This window comes from Aeribacillus sp. SP014 (assembly GCF_054055575.1).
In genome coordinates this window covers 1,921,891-1,946,382 of record NZ_JBSRXI010000001.1, presented here as the reverse complement: position 1 = coordinate 1,946,382, position 24,492 = coordinate 1,921,891, and the positions used below count along the sequence as shown (strand labels likewise).

The window sequence follows — 24,492 nt, the reverse complement described above, 5'->3', positions numbered from 1 at the left end:
TTTCATGATTCTTGAACTTTAAATTTATTTATTTTATTTTCTAAATCCTTTGAAAGGTTGTCTAATTGAATAATAATTTCATTCAATTGCTGTATCGCATCAAAAGAAGATAAATTCATTTCCGTAACTTTTTTGACATTTTGTTTCATCAAATCATTCAGTCTTATGAGTTGATGACTTGATTGAATAATAAAATTAGAGACATGATGGAATTCAAAATGATTCGCTTCTTTTAGTTTTTCAAATTGTTGATTGATATTTTCATAGTTTTGTCGTATTTCTTTCACCTCTAATTCTATTTCATGAAAAATTTCCCGCGATTCCTTCGTCATGGTTGTTGAAACTTCGTCCATGACATGAAAGTAAGAGTGCACTGTCTCTGATAAAACGTTTGAAACGAGCCTTAATGTTTCAATATCGTTTTTAATATCGACAATTAATTGGCTGATGCGGTTAGTCATTTCATTTAAATGGGCAGCAATATCACCGAATTCATTTTTCTGATCGACATGAATTTCTTCGGTCAAATCGCCTGCTGCAATTTTATTAATATAACGGTGAATAGTAGGGATCGGAGTTAAATATTTTTTCGTAATGACCTGCAAAACGAAAAATATAATGACAAAGGCAGCAACAAATGACAGGACAAACAAAAAAATGATATTATGAAAAAACTTTGTGCCAGCGCTTAAGTCGGTGACAATCGTAATAACCCTGTCATTTGGAATTGGCAGATAATATTTCCGATAGTTTTCCCCGAGTTTCACCGACTCCATTTGATTTTCTTTCAAAACTTTTTGAATATAAAAATGATCTTTTTCATGCTTATATGAATTTTTTCCATATAATATCGGCGCATCTCTTTCCGGTTCAATAATATCTCGATTTTCGCTCCGAAGCAGTACATTGGCATTTATAACCGCAATTTCTTCTATTTCACTTTCTTTAAATTTTAAAATGGAATGAATAAGCGCTTCAGGATCCGAATGCTTCGTTGCATGATAAATTTCAGAATCAAGAATATACGGATTAATCATAAATTCAGTTGTTCCGTCATAATAATAGGCATATTTAAAATATTTGTTTTCCCAGTCTGATTTGGAGATCGGACCAACCCAATAATGTTCTTGATAATAACCTTTTCCTACTGTTACAGGCTTACCTGACATCAGTTGTTGAAAAGCATCATACCAATACCCCCACTCTTTTGTGCTTAAACCAATTTCATTGGGGTCTGAAGATTGGGCAATGATTATATCATCATTTCTTCTTACCAATAAAGAAATATTGTACACATCATATTTATTGCGCAATGCAATTAAATCTTGCTGAGTCACTTCCTCGATCGTTTTCCCGCGCAATTCTTTTGCAATCTCTTTTGAAATTAAGTGCAGCTTTTCGTCAATTAAACGTTCAACCGTTTTTTTGGAATTTTCGCTGATTTCTATCGCGCTTTTTAAAATGCTTGCTGTTCGTAACACATCATTTTTATGAAAATGATCAAATTCTTTCTCCATCTGCCTGACAAAAATAAAGATGAAAATAGAACAAATAATAATCGGAATAAGCGCAATCATTGTAATAATTTGACCAATGATCGTTTTATTCTTTAAGAAATTCATCCGCATTCACTCCGAACGAAAGGATCAAGTACTTGATTGCAAAATGATCTTTATCATAATGGAATGTTTTTTCTTCTCTCTATGAGTCGATCCTTTAAATCTACTTCTAAAATAATCGTCGTTCCTTCTGTACTTGTATATATTGAAATTTTATCCATCATTTTTAACATAATGCTGAAACCGTGCCCAAATGACCGTTTGCTGGAATAACCTTCTAACAATATTGATTTCGGCAGTTCGCTTAATTTGATGCCATTTCCTTTATCTTCTACAATCACTTTTAACCAATCATGGTTCAAATAAACTTTCATTTTTCCTTCAACCGCATGCTTTAATACATTTGTTACAGCTTCAGAAATAGATAAGAGCACATTATATCTTTTCTTTTCTGAAATATGCCGATCTTTTAACAACTGGTCAATAAATGTTCTACATGCCGCAACATCATTTTTTTCAGAAACAGGAAATTCTGCAATTTTCTCACCTTGATTAAAGCTTTTTAATTCTTCCCGTTCAATCAGAGTCAATTTTCCTTGTGTGACGGCGTATAAACAATCACGGTAAATTGTACGAATCCTCAATTCTTGTTTTCTCTCATATTCTCGTAAATGACTTACATCAAACAATAGACATAATATTTTCTTTTCCAAACAGATCCAATGAACGTTATACATTTTCCGACTTGGAACATCTTCAATAAATTCATGTGCATATCCATTTTGAATAGGATGATTCGTAATCAGGCTTTTGATTTGTTGTTCACAAGGAATCTGAACTTTTTCGCCATTTATATGATAGAAACTGCCATTTTGATAAAATACAGCTTGTACAACAGCAAAATCTTTCAGAAGCTTCGAGCCTTTATATTTTATATCGTGAAAGTGCTGCTGATTTTGAGCCTGAATCAATCCCGGATGATGATCTTTGCCTGCCTTTTTGAAATCAGCTATTTTTAAAACAATTTCTACTAATTTTGGATCAAGTTTTGTATTCTTTAAATTTTGAAAAGCTTTCTTTTGATTGATAATTCCAGAAGAATGCATCAATTTGTCATACTCATTTGCCGCAGCAATAATGCGGGCTCCCAATGGAATTTCTTCTCCTTTTTTTCCATCCGGATAGCCTTTTCCATCCCATTGTTCGTGATGAAAACGGACATACTGGGCAGCTTTTTCGATTCCCGATATTGCTGAAACCATCTTTGCCCCTAACTCGGAATGTTGTTTATAAAGCTTTTCTTCTTCAAGCGTAAGAGCCCCTCGCTTCTGAAAAATTTCATGCTCCATTTGTATTTTTCCAATATCATGCAACAAGGCAGCGTAATGAACAGCATCAACATGTTTGGGGCTTAACTTTAACTCTTCTGCGATGCGGCGTGCTAAATCTCCTACCCTTTTAGAATGCCCCTTCGGCAAATGAACTTTTTGTTCCATATACTGTGTAATATTTTCTAAGGTGGTCAAATGGTTTTTTCTATGACGAACTAGTACTTGAGCAATGGATCGAGCGAATAGAAAAACAGCGACGGCAAAGATCGTTTCAAACCAAAATGGAAAAGGCTGTTGATCGTAATCAATAGCAGCAAGCCGAAATCCTAAAATAAATGTCACAGCAAATGCTAGCAATGTATCATTCATCTCTGTTTTCAAAACATCCGAAAAATTTTGAGAGAAAACGAGACTCTTATAGCTCACTGTAATGGCAAAAAAGATGAAAAAATATATAAACGTTGTGCATGCAAATGCGAAAACGGAGGTTATATATGTAAAAACGCCGAGTTTGCCAAAAAAATACTCAAATACAAATCCTGATAAAAAAACAGCAACCGCACATTGACTAGCCTGAAATAACCAAGAAATAAAGCTTAATTTGCTATTGTAAAATAAGAATAAAGAAGCGATGAAAACAACAATCACAGCTTCCGAAATTCCCATTTGAACAAGAACCACAATGTTAAAAATGCTTGAACAAGAAAGCTTCTTACCATTGCGGAGTTCGATAGGAAATATTTCTAATATCCCTGCAACAATCGCTATTAAAATGGCAAATGGTATATGAGTTTTCTCTAAACTCCATAATTGTATTAGAATAATGGGCAGGCCAAAGCCGATGACAATAAGCATGAACCCTTTTTCTTTCAACAAGATCGGCATGTATGATACACCTTTCTTTTAAAAACTCGGGTCAGACATATTTTACGAATTGAATGAAAAATCCCCGAATAATTTTTAAAGCTTTTTCAATATAAAAAAGAAAAAATCCATTTTAGAACTTCTCCCTTGCAAATATCATGCCCTTAACAATCCGTGCACCTCTTGTATTTTCAATTTCGAAATGTAGGCAACTTTATCGCTTCCAGAAAAATGGGCGGCATACGTTTCGCCTTGTGGTTCAATTTTTATGATCTTTTTCAAATTAACAATATAGGAACGATGAGTTTTATAGAAATTACAAGGCAATTTCCCTTCTATTTCTTGCAGGGATTCGTTTGTTTCGTGTTGATGTTCTGCAGTATGAAACACCGTTTTTCTTCCGTTCTTCTCAATAAAAAGGATGTCGTCCGATGAGATGTAATGAAAGGTTTGATTCGATTTAATCGAAAGCTTTTTAATCTCTTTAAATGGATGCTTGTTTAATAATTTTTTCTCTATTTCAATCGCTTTTTTCGCCTTTTCAAGCGCCGTAAATAATCGAGTCCGTTCAATTGGCTTTACGATATAATCTGTAGCAGACAGATTAAATGCCTCAACAGCAAATTCATCATACCCAGTTGTAAAGATGACTTGCAAGGACGGATGGATTTCTTTACATATTTTCATAGCTTCCATTCCGTTAATTTTCGGCATATCGACATCAACTAAAACAATATCAGGAATTTTCTTCATAAATCGTTGAATTAATTCTTCTCCGTCAGCTGCCTCACAGACGATTTCATATTGGGGGAACAATTGAATAAAATGGGATAAAATCAGTCTTGAAGGGTGATCATCATCTGCAATAATCAGTTTGTATTTCTCCATAAATCTCCACCTCGTTGCTCTAGTTTGCGTGCCGTCTTTTTGAGTTTATTGTGTATTCTGCATGGATGATGATGTTCCTTTTCAAAAGGAAAGCATGAATTACGGATGAAACCGGCATCTTTCCTTGTTGGATGTCTCCATGATGCAGACAGCGTCTTCGATGTTTATCCAAGTACTTAAAATGCTGAAAAACCGTTTTGCTTTATGAATTTCACATAAATATTTTCATAAAATAAGTTTTTCATTATAATCAAATTTTGTCGCCGAAAAGATGCTTGCAAGCTGCGAAAAAGTTGAAATGCGTCGATTTCTGCAAGGATCGTTCTGCAATTCAAATCTTTTCCCGATATAAAACCGCCGGGATGCCAATTTGAAATAAAAATTTTTTTAACAAAAAACATTATAGTAAAAATTTGATTTTTCCCCGGGCTCCCAACTCAGTCTCAACAATCTGTAAAATACATAAAATGCTAATATTAGTATTTTTTTACATATCAAAAGGTAGAAATCGGCTGTTTTGCTGATTTCTACCAATACTGCATCGTCTACATGATGTTTTCTGCTTCTAAAATAGCGCTCATCCCACTTCATTATCGTAATACCTATACAAATACATTTTCTCCTAAAATTTTATCTAATTGGAGCATATCAAATACATCTTTCACTAAAGGTTGAACGTTTTTTATTTTCACTTGAACATCCAACCCATTCTTTTTGACTGTCTCGATTAAATTTAATAGCAGTCCAATCCCGGTGGAATCAACGAAAGGAACTTCTTGAAAATCAAACTCAATATTTGTATAGGTTTGCAGAGCCGGAATAATTTCTGTTTCCATTAATTCTGCGACTTCAATATCTAAATCTCCGACAAACCGGACGTATGCTTTTTCGTTCAATTCATCAAGGCTATAAGAAAACATACAAAAATTCTTCCTTTCTAAATCATGCCTGTTCGTTTTGCTGAAAAATCTTTTTATAAACGGCACGTCCTTTTTCAAACGTCAACTGTCGCTAAAATACAAGATTTCCATTTTTATCTAATTTCGCTATTATGTTTCTTTTCCCTTCATGAAACACATGCTTCATTTTTCCTATTTCGATGATTGTCCCTTCATTGGCATGATCAATGATAATTTTTCCATTGCTTGGCACGCTGATTTTTGTCATAACCCCGCTTTCCGAACCACTCTCTCTCACCATGACCTCTTTTTCGGAAAATATTTCCCCGCCTCTGAGGACATTTTTTATGGCGATCGTTCCACCAGCATACACTTTGCTGTTAAAACAGCCTTGTCCAGTTATAAAAATGTCCCCTCGGGAATAAATGGTGCTATTTTGAGCATACTTTAGTTTGACAAAACAGTGATCATCCTGTTCATTTTTTTGCCGTTCTAATAGTTCAGTTATTTTTTGCATGAGCTGATTGATTTTTTCGATCGTATGGTATTCATTTACAGCAGGTGAAAGGAAACATAGTCTTAACTGTTCGCTAATTGTTAGCCATTCCAGCTCTAAAATATGACTCCCATTATTGCAGGTCGCAATATATTGCTTTACAAGCGTAAGCAAATTATTGAACTTTTTTTCAAGCAAAATTTTTATTAACGGTTGTAATCCTTTTGATGAATAGTCTGACATTTTATATGCAGGGAGCTTAATGACTTGATAAATGGATTTGATCAATTGATCCATTTGTTCTTGAATGCTTGTTAATAATCGAATGAGCTCGGATGAATAAATATTTTGTTTTCCTGCTGAGATTGTGCTTTTAATAAAGCTTCCATGAACGGCAATGGCATTTTTCGATGAAATTGTAGCTCCATATACATTTTTTTGAATCAAAATGTTTCCATCCGCCTCTACAACCATTCCCTCTTCCACATTGCCAAGAACGTCCAGATCACCCTTAAAACGAATGTTTCCTGATAATAAATTCACATCATGAGAATGTACAAGTTTTGGCAATATAGATACTCTGACGATTAATCCCCTTTGTTCAATGAGAGGACGCCCCGTTTCTGTAGCTAAAATTTTTTTACCTTGCTCGATAAGAGCGATTCCCTTTCCCGGCTGAATCGTAAGCGGATATGTCGGTTTAGGTGGTAAAGGTTCGTTCGTAACCGTAATTCCAGGTATTCCAGGGACAGGAGGATGTACAATAGCAATGACCTGTCCTTTTTCAACTGAAGGGAACTCCTGTTTTTCACGAAAATCGACGGGTTCCGTCTTCTTTTTCTTTCACTTTTGCTCCTTTATTTAAATCAACGAGAAGCTCGATTTTTCCATTTTCCCCTTCTTTTGGTTTCATGCCAGATGCAATTGTAAATTTTCCTGGCCGGTCCGTATGAATTGCTTTAATAATCTCATTATGGTTAAATCCATGAATAACTCGCAGCTCTTCTAGTTTTTTTAAAATTTGATTGTAATCAACTGCTGGAATCGTTTCAACAATTTCTTCTCCTTCTAATACAATATGCTCACTAGGTTCGATATCTTTCACTTTATACGTTTTTCGATACCCTGGTTCTATTTGTAAAAAAACATGCAGCTTGTCAGAGTCGATCGTAATATCCCATTTACCTTCCGTTACAACTTCATCCGTTTGAATTTTATACTCATCCATTTCTGTTACGATGGTTGTTCCGGTAATGAGTTGACCATTTTTATACAACTTTATTCCTTTTCCAACAGTAACGGTCGGGTATTTATTTGAAGCTGGCTGGCAATATAATTTTCCATCTTTTATCCACACTTTACCTTCTAATGAATTTTCTTTTATTGGTTCAGAGCTTGCAAATGATTCGATTTCTAACGAATCAATGATCTGTTCTAAGGGATCCTGTTTTATAGAGCTTTGCTTAGAAGATGTTTCCTGATCATCCAGCTTTGTTAATCTGACGATCGCCTGTTTAGAACCAATTTTCCAAAATCCTTTGCCGCCTTTTTCGATGATTTCAATCGAAACTTTCTCCTTATCAGTCCCTAAAATACTCAAACCTAGTTCGATCGCTTCCTGTATGTTTTTTCCTTTCGCTAAAACTGACTGATTCATTTGCATCTACCTCTCCATATAAAATTCAGGAGAAACATGTTCATTCATCTGTCGGAGTGCTTATCGAAAAATATCTTCAATGGTGTGGACGGCTGATTTTTCTGGTTTTCCTAATAAATTTCCTTGGCCAACAGGAACTTTTAACAATTTTGCCTTAGCTAAGTCCATCTCCTTTTCGATTCCTTCCAAGATAATAGTGATTTGTTGTTTTGCATATTGCACTAAAAGCGAGACAATGTGCTGTTTTTCTTTAGAACGATATAATTCTTTAGTAAAATGCCGATCAAGTTTAATATAGCTTGCTGAAAAATCAACAATTTGTTGTAAAACAGCCGTTCCATTTCCAACGCCATATAATGCTACATCAAAACCGTTTTTCTTTAACATGTTTATTTTATCTTTTAAATCTGGCAAGTCCCATATATGCTTTTCACTTGGTGTATGATTTATTTGAAATACAACTTTTTCTTGTATTTGAGGATATTGTTTCAATAACCGCTCGACAAATTTTTCGAATTGATGATGAATGAGTGTGGAAGGGAAAAGATTGACGAATATTAATGAATCATCCAAACGTTCAATCGGAAAACACGTAATCGCATTTAATATCGCCTTTATGTTCAGTTCATAAAGACATCCTTTTCCCCGTGCCAGTTCATATATTTTTTCTATGTCCATTTGGCCATCTGGAAAGGTTAAAAATGCCTCATATCCAAATACATTCCAATTATTTAAATCCCAAATCGGTTGATAAACTGATTCCATTTTATTGGCTGCACTGTTTCTCATCTTTTCCCTCCCTTGCCATGTTTTATGATATTTTTGTTCTATGTTCAATGTAACTGTATTCCAACTTATTGTCTAACCAGCCTCCAGCATGAGAGGAACGTATTTTGACTTAAGAAAAATGATAGAGGACAGAATATGTCAAAAATCCGACATTTTACGACTTTTTTATTCAAACTTACAAATATTGCCCAAATAGTTCTTTTGAACTAAAAACAATAGCAAAAAAGACCTATGACTAAATAATCATACTAAAATTATTTCATTTTCTTTAGCAGAAGTTTGAATCCAGAAGGAAAAGCTTCAGAATCGTCATTGTCTTGTATTCATGATTTTGTAACTAGGAAATTGTATTTATGAAAAAAAAGAAGCTGCTATGATTAGCAAGCCTCCTGTTTAAGTATGAAATTCTTCTGCTTTTATCGACATTGCCGGCAAGTTTGACGTGTTCGTCTAATAAAGTTTTTTATAATTCTCATTCCCTGTATTTCCACAAGATGGTATCTTTTGCTTAAGAAAAGGTTTTCATTATCACTGGAATGAAAAAAGCTTTGATTTTCATCAAACCTTTTACTTTTGCATATTGAATATTGCAAAACACTTTGTAACAAGGCAACTGAACGGTCAGTCATTAAATTCCAACATTAAACGGAACTCTTTTAACCTATTTGAACAAAATAACATTTTTCCCATAACTCATGCGGCATTTTCCGTAAACATAGAAAACAGTTTATATATATATTAATGGTGCTGCCTGTGTTCTAGATCTTTCTTAACAGCCTGATTCGTTTCTCGATTCAACATAGGCAGTTTAATCCAAAAGTCACTTCCTTCTCCTATTTTGCTAACAACCCCAAATTCCCCGTTCATCAGCTCTATCAGTTGCTTTACAAGTGAAAGTCCGAGACCGGTTCCTTCAACTTGCACATGTTGAATACGATAAAAAGGTTCATATATTTTTTTCAATTCTTCTTCGCATATCCCGATTCCGGTATCAATTATGTGAATAACTAGAAATCCGTTTTGACATTTACAGGTTATATGGATCTGTCCACCTTCAACATTATATTTAATCGCGTTATCTAACAAATTTAAAATGACTTGTTTTAATCTTAACGAGTCAATGTGGATCATTTGATCCACACACTGATCAATGCTTTTGATGATTTTGATCCTTTTTTTGTTTGCCGCTGGCTTCATCAATGCTATACATTCACATATGACCGAATCAATTTGTACTTCGTCATTTGAAATTTTTATTTTTCCTGTTTCAATTCTGGAAAGATCTAAAATTTCATTAATCAAATTTAATAAATGGCGGCCTCCTTTTAAAATTTCTTCCACAAATGCTTGCTGCTGCTCCGTTAACGTTTTATCTAGTTCCAACAAATGAGAAAAACCAAGGATTCCATTTAACGGCGTTCTTAATTCATGACTCATTTTCGATAAAAATTCCGATTTCGCCATATTGGCTTTGACGGCTTCTTCTTTCGCCTGAATAATGCTGTTTTCCATCTTCTTTTGTTCTGTTATATCTTCAAACGTCCATAAATGGCCTTTCAGTTTCCCGTCCATATAAAAAGGAAAATAACTTCTTTTCAAGATTTTACTATTTTTGATGTTCACTTCATCAGAGAAATGCTTATAGGGCGTGAAAATCTTTGATACTTCCCCTGTGTTCTCTTCAACCTTTCGGCCAACGGCTGGAAAATAATTGGTGATGTTTTTCCCAATCAGCTGTTTTATTGGCTCATTGATTTGAAAAATTTTCAATATCGTCTTATTTAAGGCGATAATCTTCATTTCATGATCAATCACAACAATTCCGATTGGCAGATTGTCAATAATCGTCCGTCTTAGTGCATTCGACTCATTTAATTTCATTTCCTGCTCTTTTCTGACGGTTATGTCTACACAAGAACCGATGACTTCAACAACTTTTCCATTTTCTATAACCGGACTTAACACAGCCAAGTAATCATATCCGTTCAGCTTTCCCTCAAAATGGACAATCTCGCCATTCCAGGCTTTCTGATAAGCTCGAAGCTGCCCTTCAGCGACTTCTTTCGGCAAAAAATCCCGCAAATCCTTTCCAATAATCTCATGGGGAGAATAGCCAAGTTTATAGAGCAATTCCCCTGCACATAACGTATGGATAAACTGATCGTTTATTTTGACGAACTTAAATGTCATTCCTTGCTGGCGTTCTAATGTATTCATTAAATCTTTCTGCATTTTTCGAAGTCGTTTTTGATATTGTTTTAATTCTTTCATATCTTTGGCGATGACGAAAAAACCTTCATTTTTTCCTTCAACGATCATAGGGACAAACGTTAAAAGTAAAGGAATCCATTCACCTTTACTATTTTTAAACGAAACTTCCATTTCATTTTCGTTATGCTCCAACAAACGATTCATTTTCTGTTTTACCCTTTCGGCATCGTCTTGAGGCAAAAACGAAAAAATCGATTGATGAATCATTTGTTCTTTTTTTGCTTTTAAGATTTCTAATCCTTTAGGATTTATATTCGTAATCATTCCGTCGATATTAATGATGAAAACGATATACGGATTATACGAAATCAATGACTCGTAATATAGATTTGTTGTTTCAAACTTTCTTTCTAGCTTGTTTTTTTCTTTTTGAACAAATGCAAAAATCATAAAAATCATGATGATTGAAAGGAGAAGTTGATTTGCCAGCAATGTAGAAACCGAATAAATCTGCTCATATATGAATAATCCAGCTTTTTTTGTTTCATTCATTACCGTGTATTGAAAAATGAAAATACCCAATCCCAAAACAATTGAAAGTATTATGATCGCTTTCATTTGAAGCTTTTGAGATCGCTTATTGTGATGGAAAAAGGCAATCACTGCTCCCGCTAAAACAAAAGCGATTAAGTTAGAAAGAACGGAATAAAATCCGTCATATTCATTCCCTTTCAATGATTTTATACCAATATAATATATTACAAAAATACTTAAACCCACTACAATCGAAATCGCCGCTGCATTAGAAACATTTTTTTGTTTATCTTTCATGGAAAAAGCAGCGAATGATGCAATGATCCCTAGCAAAAAAGATAATAACGTATAGACGGTGTAATACGTTGCAATCAAATATAAATCATCACCGAGCATGTCAATAAATTGCATCGACCAAATTCCTAACCCTACCCATATCGTTCCTAACATTATGTATAACCACTTATCCTTTTCAGTAGACACCTGTATGTTCTGAATCATGTGAACAGAAAAAAAAGAAGCAATGATTGCCATGACGACAGATGAAATCACTAACTCCCAATTAAACAAAGCTTCCATGTTTCACACACCTTATCTTATTTGCTTACATCATAAACAAATAAAGAAGGTTAGACAATTATTTTTACTCTGTGGAACCATTTTGAACAGAACGGAACAGTTTTTTTAGTAAAATATTAAAACTGTTTTTTGAAGACGGTGGAGTAATATGCCAAAGAACTTTGCAGATAAGCGGGATACTTTTATTAAAAAGCGGAATTTAAAGCGTCATCCTAGTATTGAAAAAACAAAAAAAGCACCGAGATTTAAGAAATTTTATAGGTGCTATTGCTCTCAAACAATCATTCTATATGAAAAATTTCATAGAAGCAATTTTAAATGTTCTTAACAATCTTTGCATTTTATTGCACCTATTGATTCAAAAATCTCTTAGTGCAGCATTGTAAATGTTATATTTATTTATTTTTGTAAAATATAAAAATTCTTTTGATTTAAAGAGTACAACTACAGAATATGACTTGCAATGATTCGATCAAGCTTCCGAATATTCACTTTTTTATTTAATAATAATTTGAATTTCCCTGCCCTAGTCCATAGTTCGAGTTCTGCATTAAGGTCAATCTTTCCTCCATTTTCAGAAGAATACATGACAATCGATTTAAATGGAATGGTGTAGATTTCCACTTTTTTACCTGTAATTCCTTGACGATCGGCAATGATTATTCTTTTGTTCGTCACGACCGCAACATCTCGAACCGTTTTATACGCAGCTTCCGCAGTTTCCCCTTCAATTAAAATTTCCTCCACTTCTTTTGGAACATCTGTCTCTTCATAAAACGTCCAAGTCATAATAGAACCTACATTTGCCATACCTAATTTCATCCCCTATTTGCTTCATTTATGAACAAAACATAATTTTGGCAAACTGTCTTGGAGCTTATCTTACAAATGTGATAAAATCAACGTTCACTGGTTCATGCCGTTCAGATCGCAGTCTCAAGTTGATCTGTCCTCGATGGTAATGTCCGTGCAAAGCGACATGAGTTAAAATTTCCCTTAATGTATTTTGAAACTCGATTCCTTTACTGTTTTTGTAAGTGACAATGTTGTCTAAATCACGATTCGTCAAATTTTTCAAAAACGATGTAATGCTCTGTTCATTTTGTTTTGCAAGTTCTGCACAGGCATCTATATGTACATCCTCCCAAATCGCAATGTGTGAGCTGTCCAATCCTTGTAATCTTGTAAACCATAGTTTTTCAGTTAAAAGAATATGCGAAAACAAGCGCAGCGCCCCATTATTTTCCCCTTCAATCTTTTGCAAAGTGTCTAATATACGCTCGTTCGCCCAATGCAAGTGCTCAAACATCTTTTGAATCGTTTCCAATAAAAATCCTCCTTCTTTACTTTACTATGTATGCAGCAAATGCTGTTCCTTTGAGTGAACTGACAATGATTAGGTTTTATCGCGCAAAAGTTCGTCAAATACACGGTGTAGTTTTCGAATATTCTAATAATTTATTGTTGACAAGCTCCTGATTATGAATTCCTGTTTGGACTGTTTTATCAAATTGAGAAATATCCAACCTTTTAAAACTTTTTGGGAAGCCACTCCAAAGATTGTTCAGAGTTTTGCATTCTGCCTCGCAAAATAACAAGTGTTGAAACAATTATAACATGAGTTCGCTTAAAAATTTAAACATTTTTTCGGTCTGTGAGCATAATAAAGCTCTCTATTATTAATCCAACTTCTGTCAAATATAATGCAAAATTACATATTCAATATACCTGCTTGACAGCCGATTTTCTCGTTGATTCGTTCAATCATTTCGCAAACTTTAAAAATCGGATAGATCATATGCTTGCTGGACAGATCAAGCAATCAATAGTTTACTTGCTTTCAGTTAGTATTTAATAATAGAAGAAGGAAAGGGGCATGCTGACATCAAACGACAAATAGTTAATATTTATATCTATAGAAGGAAAGAGGTTGTAATAGCCTGACTCTTTTATTCAACCTTTTGAGGCATTGAAGCTCTTCATATAGAACTAGCAAAAGGAAAACCATCCCCTTTTAGGAGAGGATGGTTACTTGACATCGTAGCCTTGATCTTCAATGGCGTTTTTCATTTTTTCAACTGTTACTTTTTTGTCGTCATATTCTACCTCAACAGTTCCTTTTTCAAGTGATACTTCGACCTTTTCGACTCCGTCCAGCTCTTTTAGAGCGTTTGTAACAGCCATTTTGCAGTGATTGCAAGACATTCCTTCTACTTGAAATGTAAGATTCATTTTCATTTCCTCCTTAGTATGATTTTAAGATATTCAGATTAAATCGTTGCAAATACTTTACAGTTTAATTCGTTTTAGACGCAGCGCGTTTGTGACAACGGAAACTGAACTGAGTGCCATCGCTGCTCCGGCGATCCAAGGCTCCAAGAGGCCAAGGGCGGCAACTGGTATGCCGATTGAATTGTAGAAAAGAGCCCAAAATAAGTTTTGCCGAATGTTTTTCATCGTTTTTTGGCTCAAGGAAATCGCTTTTGGAATGTGTGTTAAATCTCCTCCGACCAAGGTGACGTCAGCCGTTTCGATGGCGACATCTGTCCCGGTTCCGATCGCCATGCCGATGTCGGCAACTGCTAGAGCGGGTGCGTCATTCATTCCGTCTCCAACCATCGCTACACGATATCCTTGCTTTTGTAGATCCTCCACGATTTTCGCTTTTTCCTCCGGAAGCACTTCAGCATATACTTGCCCGATCCCCGCTTCCTTCGCTACTGTTTCCGCTGTTCTTTTATTGTCTCCCGTTGCCATAAATATGTTGATTCCCATTTCCTTCAATGTTTGAATGGCTTTTTTTGAGCTTTCTTTAATAGTATCAGCGACAGCGATGATGCCGGAAAGCTCCCCATCAATTGCAACTAGCATAGCTGTTTTTCCTTCTGATTCAAGCTTCACCATTTTCTCCTCATGGGCTGAAGTTGCAATCGACCGTTCTTTCATCAGCTTTCTTGTGCCAACAAGTATATGTTTTCCATCTACTTTGGCTTCGATGCCATGTCCAGTCACGGCTTTAAAATGCTCCGGCTTTTGTATGTTGATGGAACGTGCTTTACCGAATTCCACAATTGCTTGGGCAAGCGGATGTTCAGAAGCGCTCTCCGCAGAAGCGGCATAATAAAGCATGCCTGTTTTTAATTCAATACAATCGGTCACTTCCGGTTTTCCTTTTGTTACCGTTCCCGTTTTGTCAAGGAGGACCGCATTGATTTTATGTGTTTCTTCTAGATGCTCTCCCCCTTTAAATAAAATCCCGTTTTCTGCCCCTTTTCCTGATCCGACCATGATGGATGTCGGCGTCGCCAATCCGAGTGCACAAGGACAGGCGATGACAAGAATAGAAATCGCTACTTCTAACGCTCTTGCCATATCATATGGCGTTATGAACAAATACCAAACAGCAAACATCACGATCGCAACGCCTACAACAATAGGAACGAATATACCGGATATGACATCGGCCATTCGCTGTATTGGCGCTTTCGATCCTTGCGCTTCTTCAACAATTTTAATGATGTTGGCAAGAGCGGTATCCTTCCCAACCTTTTCTGCCCGTATTGTTAAAAGGCCGTTTGTATTGATTGTGGAGCCAATTACTGCATCCCCGACTTTTTTCTCAACCGGGATAGATTCACCTGTGATCATCGATTCATCGACAGAAGACATTCCAGAAATGACCGTTCCGTCGACTGGAATTTTTTCTCCTGGCTTTACGATTATCTCATCCCCTACTTTTACTTGCTCCAGCGGGATCCATTCTTCCTTCCCGTCGCGGATGACCAGCGCGTCCTTCGCTTGCAGGCTTAACAACTTGGAAATAGCTTCTGTCGTTCTACCTTTTGCAATCGCTTCAAAATATTTTCCAACGAGCACTAGGGTGATCAAGATTGCGCTCGTTTCAAAATATAGATGCGGCATATGATCGGAACGGCCGATTGATTTGATCGCTTCGTACAAACTATAAAAGTAGGCTGCTGATGTGCCGAGCGCCACGAGCACGTCCATGTTTGCGCTTTTGTTTCTTAAAGCCCGGTAAGCTCCTGTGTAAAATGAGCCGCCGATATAAAATTGAACAGGTGTTGCCAGCAACAGCTGAAACCACGGATTCATAAACAGATCCGGCACCGCAAGCCCCGTTTCAAACGGTAAATGGGCGATCATTGTATACAATAAAGGAAGCGATAATAAAATAGAAACAATAAGCTTTCTTCTTTTATGATGCAATTGTTCTTTTTTTCGATCCGATTGATGGGTAGTCTCGTCCCGAACTTGTCCTTTATAACCAAGCTTTTTTATTTTCTCTAAAAGATCTTCAACCGAAACAACGCCTTCCCTATATTCCACAACAGCGCTGTTTGTCGCTAAATTGACAGTCGCATTTACAACGCCTTCCGTTCTTTTCAGCCCTTTTTCAATACGTGCGCTGCATGCGGCACACGTCATGCCTTCAATATCCAATGTTACTTTTTCCGATTCGACGCCGTAACCTAACTGTTCAATTTTCCGCTGGATGTCTAAAAGATTTTGTTTCGAAGGGTTATAATGAATAGTTGCTTTTTCCATCGCTAAATTGACAGTTGCCTCTACCCCGTCCATTTTATTCAGCACTTTCTCAATGCGCGCGGAACATGCAGCACATGTCATGCCGGTAATGTTTAATGTGACAAGCTTCTGTTCGCTCATTTGTTCCACCTCTTATTTAGAAAACTGTTTGATCACATCCATCAGCTCGCGAATCGACTCATCACCGCTTCCTTCTTTGATCGCTTTCGCAACACAATGGCTGGCATGCCGCTCCAACAGGTTGAAACCTACTTTTTGCAGCGCAGCTTGAATGGCTGAAATTTGGACTAAAATATCAATGCAATAACGATTGTCCTCAATCATTTTTTGTACCCCACGAACCTGCCCTTCAATCCGTTTCAGCCTCTTTAAAAGCTTGTCTATTTCATCAGAAGTTCTAGGAACCATTATTTTCTCGTGATCATGTTTTTCATTTTCTGTCACTGACACCCCTCCCCTCTTTCGTTTGTATACATTATACCCGTTACAGGTATAAAAAGCAAATGATTCATCTTTCTAGTTTTTTTTACAAAGATTCAACTCTATCAAGTCGTGAAACACAATTTTCTGCAAAAGCTGACCGCATACTTAAGAGTGGACAATAAAATTCAAAAATTGGTAAGATTCGTTTTAATAAAAAATCAGATAGCATGAGAGGTGCCTTCATGAAATTGTTTTCGTTTATAAAGAGGATGTATTTTTATATTTTTCTCTAGAACTATCGCTTATTCCCCAAAAGGAATTTCCTCGTCCAAAATTCCTCTTACAATAAATCACTCCCTACACAATGTATAGGGAGTTGTCATCATTAAAACGGAAATTGACGCTCTTTTTCTTGAACTGAAACCCATTTTGTCACGGTAAATTCGTCGACAACCCATGGATTTCCGAAACGTCCTAAACCGCTTCCTTTGTTTCCGCCGAATGGAATATTTGGAGCATCATTGACTGTTTGGTCATTGATATGGGTCATGCCTGAATCAATGGACAACGCAAGCTGTTCCCCTCTATTCAAGTCGCTGGTGAAAATAGAAGAACTTAAACCATATTCGGTGTCATTTGCCATTTCAATCGCTTCTTCATCTGATTCAGCCTTAATGATTGTCGCGATGGGCGCAAAAACTTCTGTTTGCGCGAGCTTGCTTGAATTTTTGACATTCGTAAAGACAAATGGAGTGAGGACGTTTCCTTCTCTTTTCCCTTCTAAGACAAGTGTTGCGCCTTCCTTCTTAGCTTCTTCAATGTAGCTTAAAGCTTTTTTCAGCTGCGTTTCATTGATTAATGGTCCAATGACCGTATTGGGATCGGAAGGGTTCCCATAAGGAAGAGATTTTGCTCTGGAAACAAATTTTTCCACAAATTCATCGTAATGATCTTTATGAACGATAAAGCGATTGACGATCATACAAATTTGTCCTTGGTGGATAAACTTGCCGAAAACAGCGGCGTTCACTGCCTGGTCTACGTTGGCATCCGACAGCACGACAAACGGACTGTTGCCTCCAAGCTCCAGCGCAACCCGTTTCAAATTGCGGCCAGCAATTTCACCGATATGTCTGCCAACGGCGGTGGAGCCGGTAAAACTAATTAAGCGCGGAATCGGATTTGTCAGCATTTCATCACCGATTTCAGGAATATCGGTTAAAATCATGTTGAAGACTCCTTTTGGAAGTCCGGCATATTCAAATGCTTTCGCAATGATCGAGCCTCCAACAAGACCTACCTGTATATCCGGTTTATGGACAACGCTGTTTCCTAATGCAATCGCAGGAGCGATTGTTCTCATCGATAAATTCATCGGGAAATTGAACGGTGATATTGATGAAATCACTCCGAGCGGAAGACGGTAAATTTTGTTCACTTTCCCTTCAATTGCACTTGGGACTTCCCTGACTTCATGTATGGCTCCTGCATAGTTCAAGGCTTCTTCGAGAACCTCCAGCGTCAAGTGCAATTCTACATTCGCCTTTAAAACAGTTCCGCCTGTCTCACGAGTGATAACGCTTACAATTTCATCCTGATGAGACTTTAAATATTCTGCTGCTTTTCGAATAACTTCCTTTCTTTCTTCAACAGACGATTTCGCCCATTTTTTTTGTGCCTGTTGAGCGATTTCAAATGCTTCTTGCACTTGTTCTCTTGTTGCTAAACGCACTTTTGTGATGAGGGAATTATCGTAAGGATTAACATCTTCAAATATGCTTTCGCTTTTTCCTTCAACCCATTGTCCGTTAATATAGCTTTTATTGTAGTTCTCAAATTTCTCCATTTGGTCCCCTCCTAAAAATTCCGAATTTTCAATCCAATTTTATTAGTTTATGGAGCGGCTGTCAATCATTAAACATCATTTCATATTTTTCGTCCTGCTGTCATTGTATCAATTTGCTTGGTCCGCCATGAAATTGGCAAGCTTCTAAAAAACCTTTCATTGAGAACTGTAAGATTTTCAGTAAGCTGCATCAACATAGCAGTTATGCTCCGTTTTATAGATAAATATGTTTCGCTGCCGACTTCCATTCCAACTCAAATCCCAAATATTTCTCGCTATATTACGGCAATGTTTAAATGATTTTCGAGTCATTTTTATTGAAATGGTTCAGAAGTTCCATTTGATTGTGCTTTTGAAAAGTAGATCAACTGTATATAGTTTTGTTCAAACATACTTTTTGGCTTCTTACATTCTAGCAAAATATTTTAAGCCGATGCATCAGCATTTTCCATTTTTACTGTGCATATGATACGGCAGTTACTTGCCTGGATCTAAAAAGCGGTGATTCAACTCTCCATAAAAATAAAATAAAGAGGATTCTCACCGCTTCCAAAAACTATCAAAACATGGTAAAATAAAAAGGAACATTTGTTCGTTTATTTTCGGTCTGCCTTTCGTCACGAATTCATGAAGGGATCAAGGGATGGAGGGTTATTTTTGAAAAGAAGATAAAAAAACATATAATGCTTTCTTTTGCTCATCATTTAAAGTAGAAAGAATATGTTCTACTTGATCATCAACAAGGGATATGTCCTCGTTATCGATCATTTTAAAAAAGCTTCCCATCGGTATATTAAATCTTTGGCAAAATTTTTGAATGAGGCTAATAGGAATTTCTTGTTCACCATTTTCGATTCTGGAAAGCCTTGGCTGAGAAATTTCCAAATCCTCGGCCAGTTGAACCATCGATATATTATACTTTTTTCGCACTTCTCTTATTTGTTCTCCGATTTTTTTATTGATTTCCATCTGTTACATTCCTTCTTTGCTACTTCATCTATAATATAGTTTAACGTTTTCCTATTTTACTTTCAATTCGTTTTGTATTACTATAAAAATGAATATTTTTTATTCATTTTTATCTTCAAAGGGTTGGGTGAGCATAGATGAACTTTGAGCAAGCTTTCAATGAATTCGCTTATAATCGAATTGAGCAAGCTTTGTTAAATCGACAAAACCGTGAGCTCAAAGCTCTATACAACGAGCTTGAAGAAAAGCTTAAAAAGCTGGGCATAGCCAAAAACGATTGCGATGATTTAAAAGGAACCATCTATTGTTTGATGGATACTCAAAATTTGCTAGTTTATAGGCAAGCACTTGCAGATGTCATTTCCTTTCTTATCAAACTGGAAGAAACAAAAGCGGGCACCAGCCAAAAATAAACAATTCTACGAAAATATTTCCCGTTCATGCTGATCAAAAGGGTTTTTGGGGGTCAAGATGTTGACAAATGAATTAAATCCTTCTTTCTATGAACATCGTAACGCACAATATTTTTCACTGCCTCTCTACATATTTAATAATGAGTATAAAAAAGACCATCATGAATCAATTATTGAACAGCATCTACATAAAAATGTAAAAAATAGGTATTTTCAAGTCCCGGAATTCGTTTTTGAAGAATTTTCCAAAGGAAATTTGTCTGAAGTGTGTGTCTGGATTTTATTGACTTGTTTTTATTTGCTCCATATAAACAAGAGAAACGGCTTTAGCGAAGGGGAAATTTTGCAGCTCGTAATGGAAGCGAGAAAAAAGACATGTTCTTATCCGTCATTAAAAAAATGCTTTAAGCATTGTGTTGCGGAGTTAAAGAGAAGCGGATGGATCGAGCAGAAAAACAGGCTAATCTTTCTGAAAATTTTTTGAGTATTCATTCTCTTTTTTTCAATTTTCTTGTTTGAGAGAAAAGAAAAACGCGGTTGTGAAACCGCATTTTTAAATAAAAGGGCGAAAATTATATCGTTTCAAAAAGGATTGAAACCATCTGCTTATTTTACTATTAAATCGACACCGATAACCCCGACGATGTCTACGTTCTTATGAATGGGGAAGGAAATGGTGATGCACGGTTTTTTTGTAACAGCAGATGTATAGATGCTTGATATAAAGATTTTATTTTTACTAGCTTCGATAAACCAAGGACGGGCTTTTGCATTTATTAAGCCTGCAGGAGGGTTGGAATAAACGAATGTACCGTCCAGTCGATTCGACCAAATAGCTTCGATATGCGCGTTCTCCTCAAAAAATTGATCCAATGCTTTTTTATGAACATCCGCATCTAGTTCATACAATGGAAATTGTGATAAAAGATTCATCACTTTTTCTTTCATTTCATTGATTTTTGCCAAATCTATTTCTGTAATTTGTTGAAGCTGATCCCTTTTGACTAACGTTTGCAGCTCTTTAGAGGTTTGATCCAATGTCTCGCTGATGGCAATCATCTCTTCAATATGCTGGTGCTGCTTATCCATATCTTCTGAAACTCTCAGTGCATATGTTTTATTTTCATGAGCCATATCTGATATTTGCTTGAGCACCGTAGTAATTTCCTGTACATGATCACACTGCAATTCGACAGCGTCTTTCGAATCCGATACCATTGATGTGATTTTGCCCAACGATGTTTGAAAAGAATGGATAACATCAATTAAAGATAGTAATTCAGCCACATTCTTTTTCATCTGATCGTTTTCCGATTTTACCATTTTGGTCGAAAACTCAATTTCTGATTGAATCGAAGAAAGAATTTGATGTGTTTCTTCAACCGCATCATGCGTTTGGTTTGCCAAATTTCCAATTTCATTTGCAACGACCGAGAAGCTTTTCCCATGTATTCCGGCTCTTGCCGATTCGATATTTGCATTTAATGCAAGTATTTTTGTTTTTTGGGAAATCGCTCCAATCGAAGAAAGAATGTGATCCATTTGTTTGGAAAAAGAAACGAGCCGATCCATTTGATCAAGAATTTTCAAATGATTTTGCCGCAGCTGTTCCGTTTCTTCTTGTATTTTTTGCAGCTGCGATTTCGATTTTACGAGCTGTTCATAAAATAATATACTTGAGGAATGTATCTCTTGGGAAGATGCTGTGATTTTCACAGCTACCTCTTCAATTTTACGCATCTTTTCTGAAACGTTATTTGTGTCTTGCGCGGTCTGCTCAATATGCTCTAATAGCTGAAACGTGCTTTTTTTACTCGAGGAAGATCGTTCATCAAGGGAAACAGCGGTTAATTTCATTTGCTCAATGACGCCTTTTAATTGATCCGCAGCAACTTCCACCTGTGCCGCAAACGAATCCTCCATCTGTTTTTTTTGTCTATCTTCTTCATGATCCGCTGCTCGATTCCATTTTTTTAAAAACAGCATATTTATCACCTACTGTCTCCACTAATTTACTCTTTATTGTAACAAGCCGAACAAGAACGAAACATGATTTATGTCACATAATCTGACACAAAACATTTCAATATACAACCATTCGACAGATGCTACCTTTTTTCTCGTTTTTTCTTTATCATTGTTGAATTTTGCGCTTTCCCGAGAAATAATTTTTATTTACAAAAAAATACTCTCCTTCCGTGCATAAAAGGCGGAGAGTTTATCAAGCTGTTATTCTCTTTCATTCAAACTTTCCTGTTTGATAGTCGACGATTGCTTGCCGTATTTCTTCTTTCGTGTTCATAACAAACGGACCGTAAGCTGTGACAGGTTCATGGAGAGGTTCTCCCGCATATAGAAGCAGCCGGAGTTTGTCTGTCGCTGTGACGGTTATGAAGCTTTCCTCTCCCTCAGCACCCTTTGTTAAAAACAGCACTTGCCCTTTTTCCCCTTTTGTTTTGGACGCACCAAACAAGCCTTTTCCTTCCAATATATAAAGAAAACCATTATAGCTTCCCGGAAGATCTTGATGAACGAACGCATCAGGTTCCAGAATCATTTCTACCATCATGACAGGAACGTAATTTTTTAGTCGGCGCTTGAATACCTTTTGACGATCCAGAAAAAATCCGAATCAACGCTCCTTTTTCTTTTCTAACTGGCATGTCAGCACTTTTCAAATTTTGATAGCGGGGAGCGGTCAGTTTTTTTGAACTCGGCAAATTAACCCACAGTTGCAGACTGTGAACAGTAGATCCAGGTGCAGGATCTTCTTGATGGATTACTCCTCTTCCAGCAGTCATCCATTGAACATCACCCGGCTTTAGCTTGCCATATCCATTTTTGTTATCAAAATGCTCTAAAATCCCGTCAATTACATATGTGACAGTTTCGATTCCCCGATGGGGATGAAGGTCAAACGTCCCTTGCTGAAAAATATCCTCCGCAAGCATTAAAATCGATCATATTCCTCCCAATTACCAGGTTCTAACATAAACCCATCGGATTATTCGTTTGGAACGCAACATTTTTAATTTTGCGTATATCTCTTTCCATACAAGCCTCCTTATCTATTTTCTGCTTTTTGCAAGTAATCAATAATCCCTTGCGCACAAATGCCCATATCGATTTTTATATACTCGTGCACTTGATGATCTTCGGAAATATGTTTTTTCTTTAAGTAATCTTGCAACGTGCTGTACAATCTATCAGATAGAAGCTTTGATTTTTCTTCAAATGGCAAGCTTCCATGCTCTTTTACAACCGCTTTGCCTTGATCTACAAAAATGTCCAGCCAATATTTTAGCTGTTTATAAACTTCCTCTGGATGCTCGCTCATGCCAAAATGACCGAAAAATATTTTTGAAACGTTTAATGCTTCGATTCTTTCGCATGATTCAAGCATTTTATCCGGATCAAACTGGTTAGGAGAAGTAGACGGCAAATAAAACTCTAAGTCTGAATCTAAGAGCATTGAATAAAAAACTCCGATCGTGTCGCCGGTAAAGATGCCGTTGCTTTTGGAATCATGTATACAAAAATGGTGATTCGCATGACCTGGTGTGTGATAAAACGTCAGCACGCGATCATCGCCTACTTGAAGCGTTTCCAAATCTTCTTTTACAACTAGCTGGTCTTCTGGCACGGGCAAAATCGGATCAAACAATTTTTGAAATTGCTCCTCTCCATACACCATTTTGGCGCTGGCAATTAATCTGGATGGATCTTGCAAATGACGTTTCCCGCGGGGATGGACGAACACTTTTGCTTTTGGGCAATGTTTAAGGAAAAGCCCGACACCTCCCGAATGATCTAAATGAATGTGCGTAACAATGATGTTTTGAACATCCTTCGGATCAATTCCTAAACTATCAAGACCTTTTAATAAATATGGGACAGACGGGCTCGCGCTTGTTTCGATGATGGTCAGCTCTTTTTCGTGAAGAACGTAAGCCCCTGTTCTGTTTTCTAATCCTAAGTCAAAAAGATCAATTAATGTGATGTCATCGCCAATGTTTTGTACCTTCAATGTTATGTGACTCCTTTCTTTTATTTGCCTACTACATAATTCAACAAAAAAAGATTAATTTCCTTTTCCAAACTTTTTGTTGATTGGTTAAAATTTTTTGATGACAAATTTTTTATTTTAATATATAATATCAATGCTGACGTTTTTCGGGAAGTAGCTCAGCTTGGCAGAGCACCACGTTCGGGACGTGGGGGTCGCAGGTTCAAATCCTGTCTTCCCGACCATGGAGAAGTACCCAAGTGGTTGAAGGGGACGCACTCGAAATGCGTTAGGGCGGGCAACCGCCGCGTGAGTTCGAATCTCACCTTCTCCGTTTAAAAAACGCGCTTTTTAGCGCGTTTTTTTATTGCCGGAATTTGAATAATTGACCCTTTTAAAAATTTTTCAAAACAATTGATATTCTTATTTTCATAAAAACTGTTTCAGCAAGTTATGCAAAAA

General features: G+C 36.4%; 17 protein-coding genes, 2 tRNA genes and 2 pseudogenes. 3 read left to right on the top strand and 18 right to left on the bottom strand.

The window, feature by feature from the left end; translation table 11 throughout:
• Positions 1-2: 2 nt before the first annotated feature.
• The 15 genes and pseudogenes from ACVIJU_RS09530 to ACVIJU_RS09460 all read right to left on the bottom strand — a co-directional run bounded on the left by ACVIJU_RS09530 (position 3) and on the right by ACVIJU_RS09460 (position 19,611).
• Positions 3-1,622: a HAMP domain-containing protein gene (locus tag ACVIJU_RS09530; RefSeq protein ID WP_456687510.1), complete on the bottom strand. Its 1,620-nt coding sequence runs from the start codon at positions 1,620-1,622 to the stop codon at positions 3-5.
• Positions 1,623-1,675: 53 nt separating this feature from the next.
• Entirely contained in the window at positions 1,676-3,775 is a 2,100-nt protein-coding gene (locus tag ACVIJU_RS09525; RefSeq protein ID WP_066246645.1) for an HD domain-containing phosphohydrolase, read from the bottom strand.
• Between the two features lie 135 nt (positions 3,776-3,910).
• Positions 3,911-4,642, bottom strand: coding sequence for a LytR/AlgR family response regulator transcription factor (locus ACVIJU_RS09520; RefSeq protein ID WP_063389570.1), 732 nt, complete (start codon positions 4,640-4,642; stop codon positions 3,911-3,913).
• 602 nt (positions 4,643-5,244) lie between these two features.
• Positions 5,245-5,562 (bottom strand): STAS domain-containing protein, encoded by a 318-nt coding sequence (locus ACVIJU_RS09515; protein WP_066246640.1) that lies wholly within the window; start codon positions 5,560-5,562, stop codon positions 5,245-5,247.
• 91 nt (positions 5,563-5,653) lie between these two features.
• A complete protein-coding gene (locus tag ACVIJU_RS09510) occupies positions 5,654-6,607 on the bottom strand; it encodes a FapA family protein (RefSeq protein WP_456687933.1) in 954 nt (317 codons plus the stop codon).
• 87 nt (positions 6,608-6,694) lie between these two features.
• Positions 6,695-7,694, bottom strand: a pseudogene (locus ACVIJU_RS09505) (flagellar assembly protein A); the annotation flags it as partial.
• Between the two features lie 60 nt (positions 7,695-7,754).
• Complete coding sequence (locus ACVIJU_RS09500) at positions 7,755-8,483, bottom strand: EAL domain-containing protein (RefSeq protein ID WP_066246638.1); 729 nt, start codon at positions 8,481-8,483, stop codon at positions 7,755-7,757.
• A 738-nt stretch (positions 8,484-9,221) separates the two neighbouring features.
• Positions 9,222-11,807, bottom strand: a complete 2,586-nt coding sequence (locus tag ACVIJU_RS09495) for a PAS domain S-box protein (RefSeq protein WP_456687509.1) — start codon at positions 11,805-11,807, stop codon at positions 9,222-9,224.
• Positions 11,808-12,251: 444 nt separating this feature from the next.
• Entirely contained in the window at positions 12,252-12,617 is a 366-nt protein-coding gene (locus ACVIJU_RS09490; protein WP_063389575.1) for a PH domain-containing protein, read from the bottom strand.
• 67 nt (positions 12,618-12,684) lie between these two features.
• On the bottom strand, positions 12,685-13,134 hold the full coding sequence (locus ACVIJU_RS09485) for a DinB family protein (RefSeq protein WP_063389576.1): 450 nt from the start codon (positions 13,132-13,134) through the stop codon (positions 12,685-12,687).
• 701 nt (positions 13,135-13,835) lie between these two features.
• Complete coding sequence (gene copZ / locus ACVIJU_RS09480; protein WP_066246633.1) at positions 13,836-14,039, bottom strand: copper chaperone CopZ; 204 nt, start codon at positions 14,037-14,039, stop codon at positions 13,836-13,838.
• A 57-nt stretch (positions 14,040-14,096) separates the two neighbouring features.
• Positions 14,097-16,493: a heavy metal translocating P-type ATPase gene (locus tag ACVIJU_RS09475; protein ID WP_063389578.1), complete on the bottom strand. Its 2,397-nt coding sequence runs from the start codon at positions 16,491-16,493 to the stop codon at positions 14,097-14,099.
• A 12-nt stretch (positions 16,494-16,505) separates the two neighbouring features.
• A complete protein-coding gene (locus tag ACVIJU_RS09470; protein WP_063389602.1) occupies positions 16,506-16,781 on the bottom strand; it encodes a metal-sensing transcriptional repressor in 276 nt (91 codons plus the stop codon).
• Positions 16,782-17,181: 400 nt separating this feature from the next.
• Positions 17,182-18,642, bottom strand: a complete 1,461-nt coding sequence (locus ACVIJU_RS09465) for an aldehyde dehydrogenase family protein (protein ID WP_066246629.1) — start codon at positions 18,640-18,642, stop codon at positions 17,182-17,184.
• A gap of 651 nt (positions 18,643-19,293) precedes the next feature.
• Positions 19,294-19,611, bottom strand: a complete 318-nt coding sequence (locus ACVIJU_RS09460) for a helix-turn-helix domain-containing protein (RefSeq protein ID WP_063389580.1) — start codon at positions 19,609-19,611, stop codon at positions 19,294-19,296.
• A gap of 137 nt (positions 19,612-19,748) precedes the next feature.
• On the opposite strand from ACVIJU_RS09460, the gene ACVIJU_RS09455 reads away from it, so the two are divergent.
• On the top strand, positions 19,749-20,024 hold the full coding sequence (locus tag ACVIJU_RS09455) for a hypothetical protein (RefSeq protein WP_327856835.1): 276 nt from the start codon (positions 19,749-19,751) through the stop codon (positions 20,022-20,024).
• A 606-nt stretch (positions 20,025-20,630) separates the two neighbouring features.
• Here ACVIJU_RS09455 and ACVIJU_RS09450 read toward each other — a convergent pair.
• From ACVIJU_RS09450 to ACVIJU_RS09440, 3 genes and pseudogenes are all read right to left on the bottom strand, one after another.
• Positions 20,631-22,010 (bottom strand): methyl-accepting chemotaxis protein, encoded by a 1,380-nt coding sequence (locus ACVIJU_RS09450; RefSeq protein ID WP_456687508.1) that lies wholly within the window; start codon positions 22,008-22,010, stop codon positions 20,631-20,633.
• Between the two features lie 253 nt (positions 22,011-22,263).
• A pseudogene (locus tag ACVIJU_RS09445) lies at positions 22,264-23,078 on the bottom strand (pirin family protein).
• A gap of 10 nt (positions 23,079-23,088) precedes the next feature.
• Positions 23,089-24,057: an MBL fold metallo-hydrolase gene (locus ACVIJU_RS09440; protein WP_456687932.1), complete on the bottom strand. Its 969-nt coding sequence runs from the start codon at positions 24,055-24,057 to the stop codon at positions 23,089-23,091.
• 141 nt (positions 24,058-24,198) lie between these two features.
• On the opposite strand from ACVIJU_RS09440, the gene ACVIJU_RS09435 reads away from it, so the two are divergent.
• Both ACVIJU_RS09435 and ACVIJU_RS09430 read left to right on the top strand, forming a co-directional pair.
• Positions 24,199-24,275 (top strand) — tRNA-Pro (locus ACVIJU_RS09435).
• Position 24,276: 1 nt separating this feature from the next.
• Positions 24,277-24,364 (top strand) — tRNA-Ser (locus tag ACVIJU_RS09430).
• Positions 24,365-24,492 lie beyond the last annotated feature (128 nt).

Bases quoted from the DNA above. Each gene is read 5' to 3' on its own strand.
- ACVIJU_RS09530 (WP_456687510.1), bottom strand. From the start codon at position 1,622: ATGAATTTCTTAAAGAATAAAACGATCATTGGTCAAATTATTACAATG.
- ACVIJU_RS09525 (WP_066246645.1), bottom strand. From the start codon at position 3,775: ATGCCGATCTTGTTGAAAGAAAAAGGGTTCATGCTTATTGTCATCGGC.
- ACVIJU_RS09520 (WP_063389570.1), bottom strand. From the start codon at position 4,642: ATGGAGAAATACAAACTGATTATTGCAGATGATGATCACCCTTCAAGA.
- ACVIJU_RS09515 (WP_066246640.1), bottom strand. From the start codon at position 5,562: ATGTTTTCTTATAGCCTTGATGAATTGAACGAAAAAGCATACGTCCGG.
- ACVIJU_RS09500 (WP_066246638.1), bottom strand. From the start codon at position 8,483: ATGAGAAACAGTGCAGCCAATAAAATGGAATCAGTTTATCAACCGATT.
- ACVIJU_RS09495 (WP_456687509.1), bottom strand. From the start codon at position 11,807: ATGGAAGCTTTGTTTAATTGGGAGTTAGTGATTTCATCTGTCGTCATG.
- ACVIJU_RS09490 (WP_063389575.1), bottom strand. From the start codon at position 12,617: ATGGCAAATGTAGGTTCTATTATGACTTGGACGTTTTATGAAGAGACA.
- copZ (WP_066246633.1), bottom strand. From the start codon at position 14,039: ATGAATCTTACATTTCAAGTAGAAGGAATGTCTTGCAATCACTGCAAA.
- ACVIJU_RS09475 (WP_063389578.1), bottom strand. From the start codon at position 16,493: ATGAGCGAACAGAAGCTTGTCACATTAAACATTACCGGCATGACATGT.
- ACVIJU_RS09470 (WP_063389602.1), bottom strand. From the start codon at position 16,781: ATGGTTCCTAGAACTTCTGATGAAATAGACAAGCTTTTAAAGAGGCTG.
- ACVIJU_RS09465 (WP_066246629.1), bottom strand. From the start codon at position 18,642: ATGGAGAAATTTGAGAACTACAATAAAAGCTATATTAACGGACAATGG.
- ACVIJU_RS09460 (WP_063389580.1), bottom strand. From the start codon at position 19,611: ATGGAAATCAATAAAAAAATCGGAGAACAAATAAGAGAAGTGCGAAAA.
- ACVIJU_RS09455 (WP_327856835.1), top strand. From the start codon at position 19,749: ATGAACTTTGAGCAAGCTTTCAATGAATTCGCTTATAATCGAATTGAG.
- ACVIJU_RS09450 (WP_456687508.1), bottom strand. From the start codon at position 22,010: ATGCTGTTTTTAAAAAAATGGAATCGAGCAGCGGATCATGAAGAAGAT.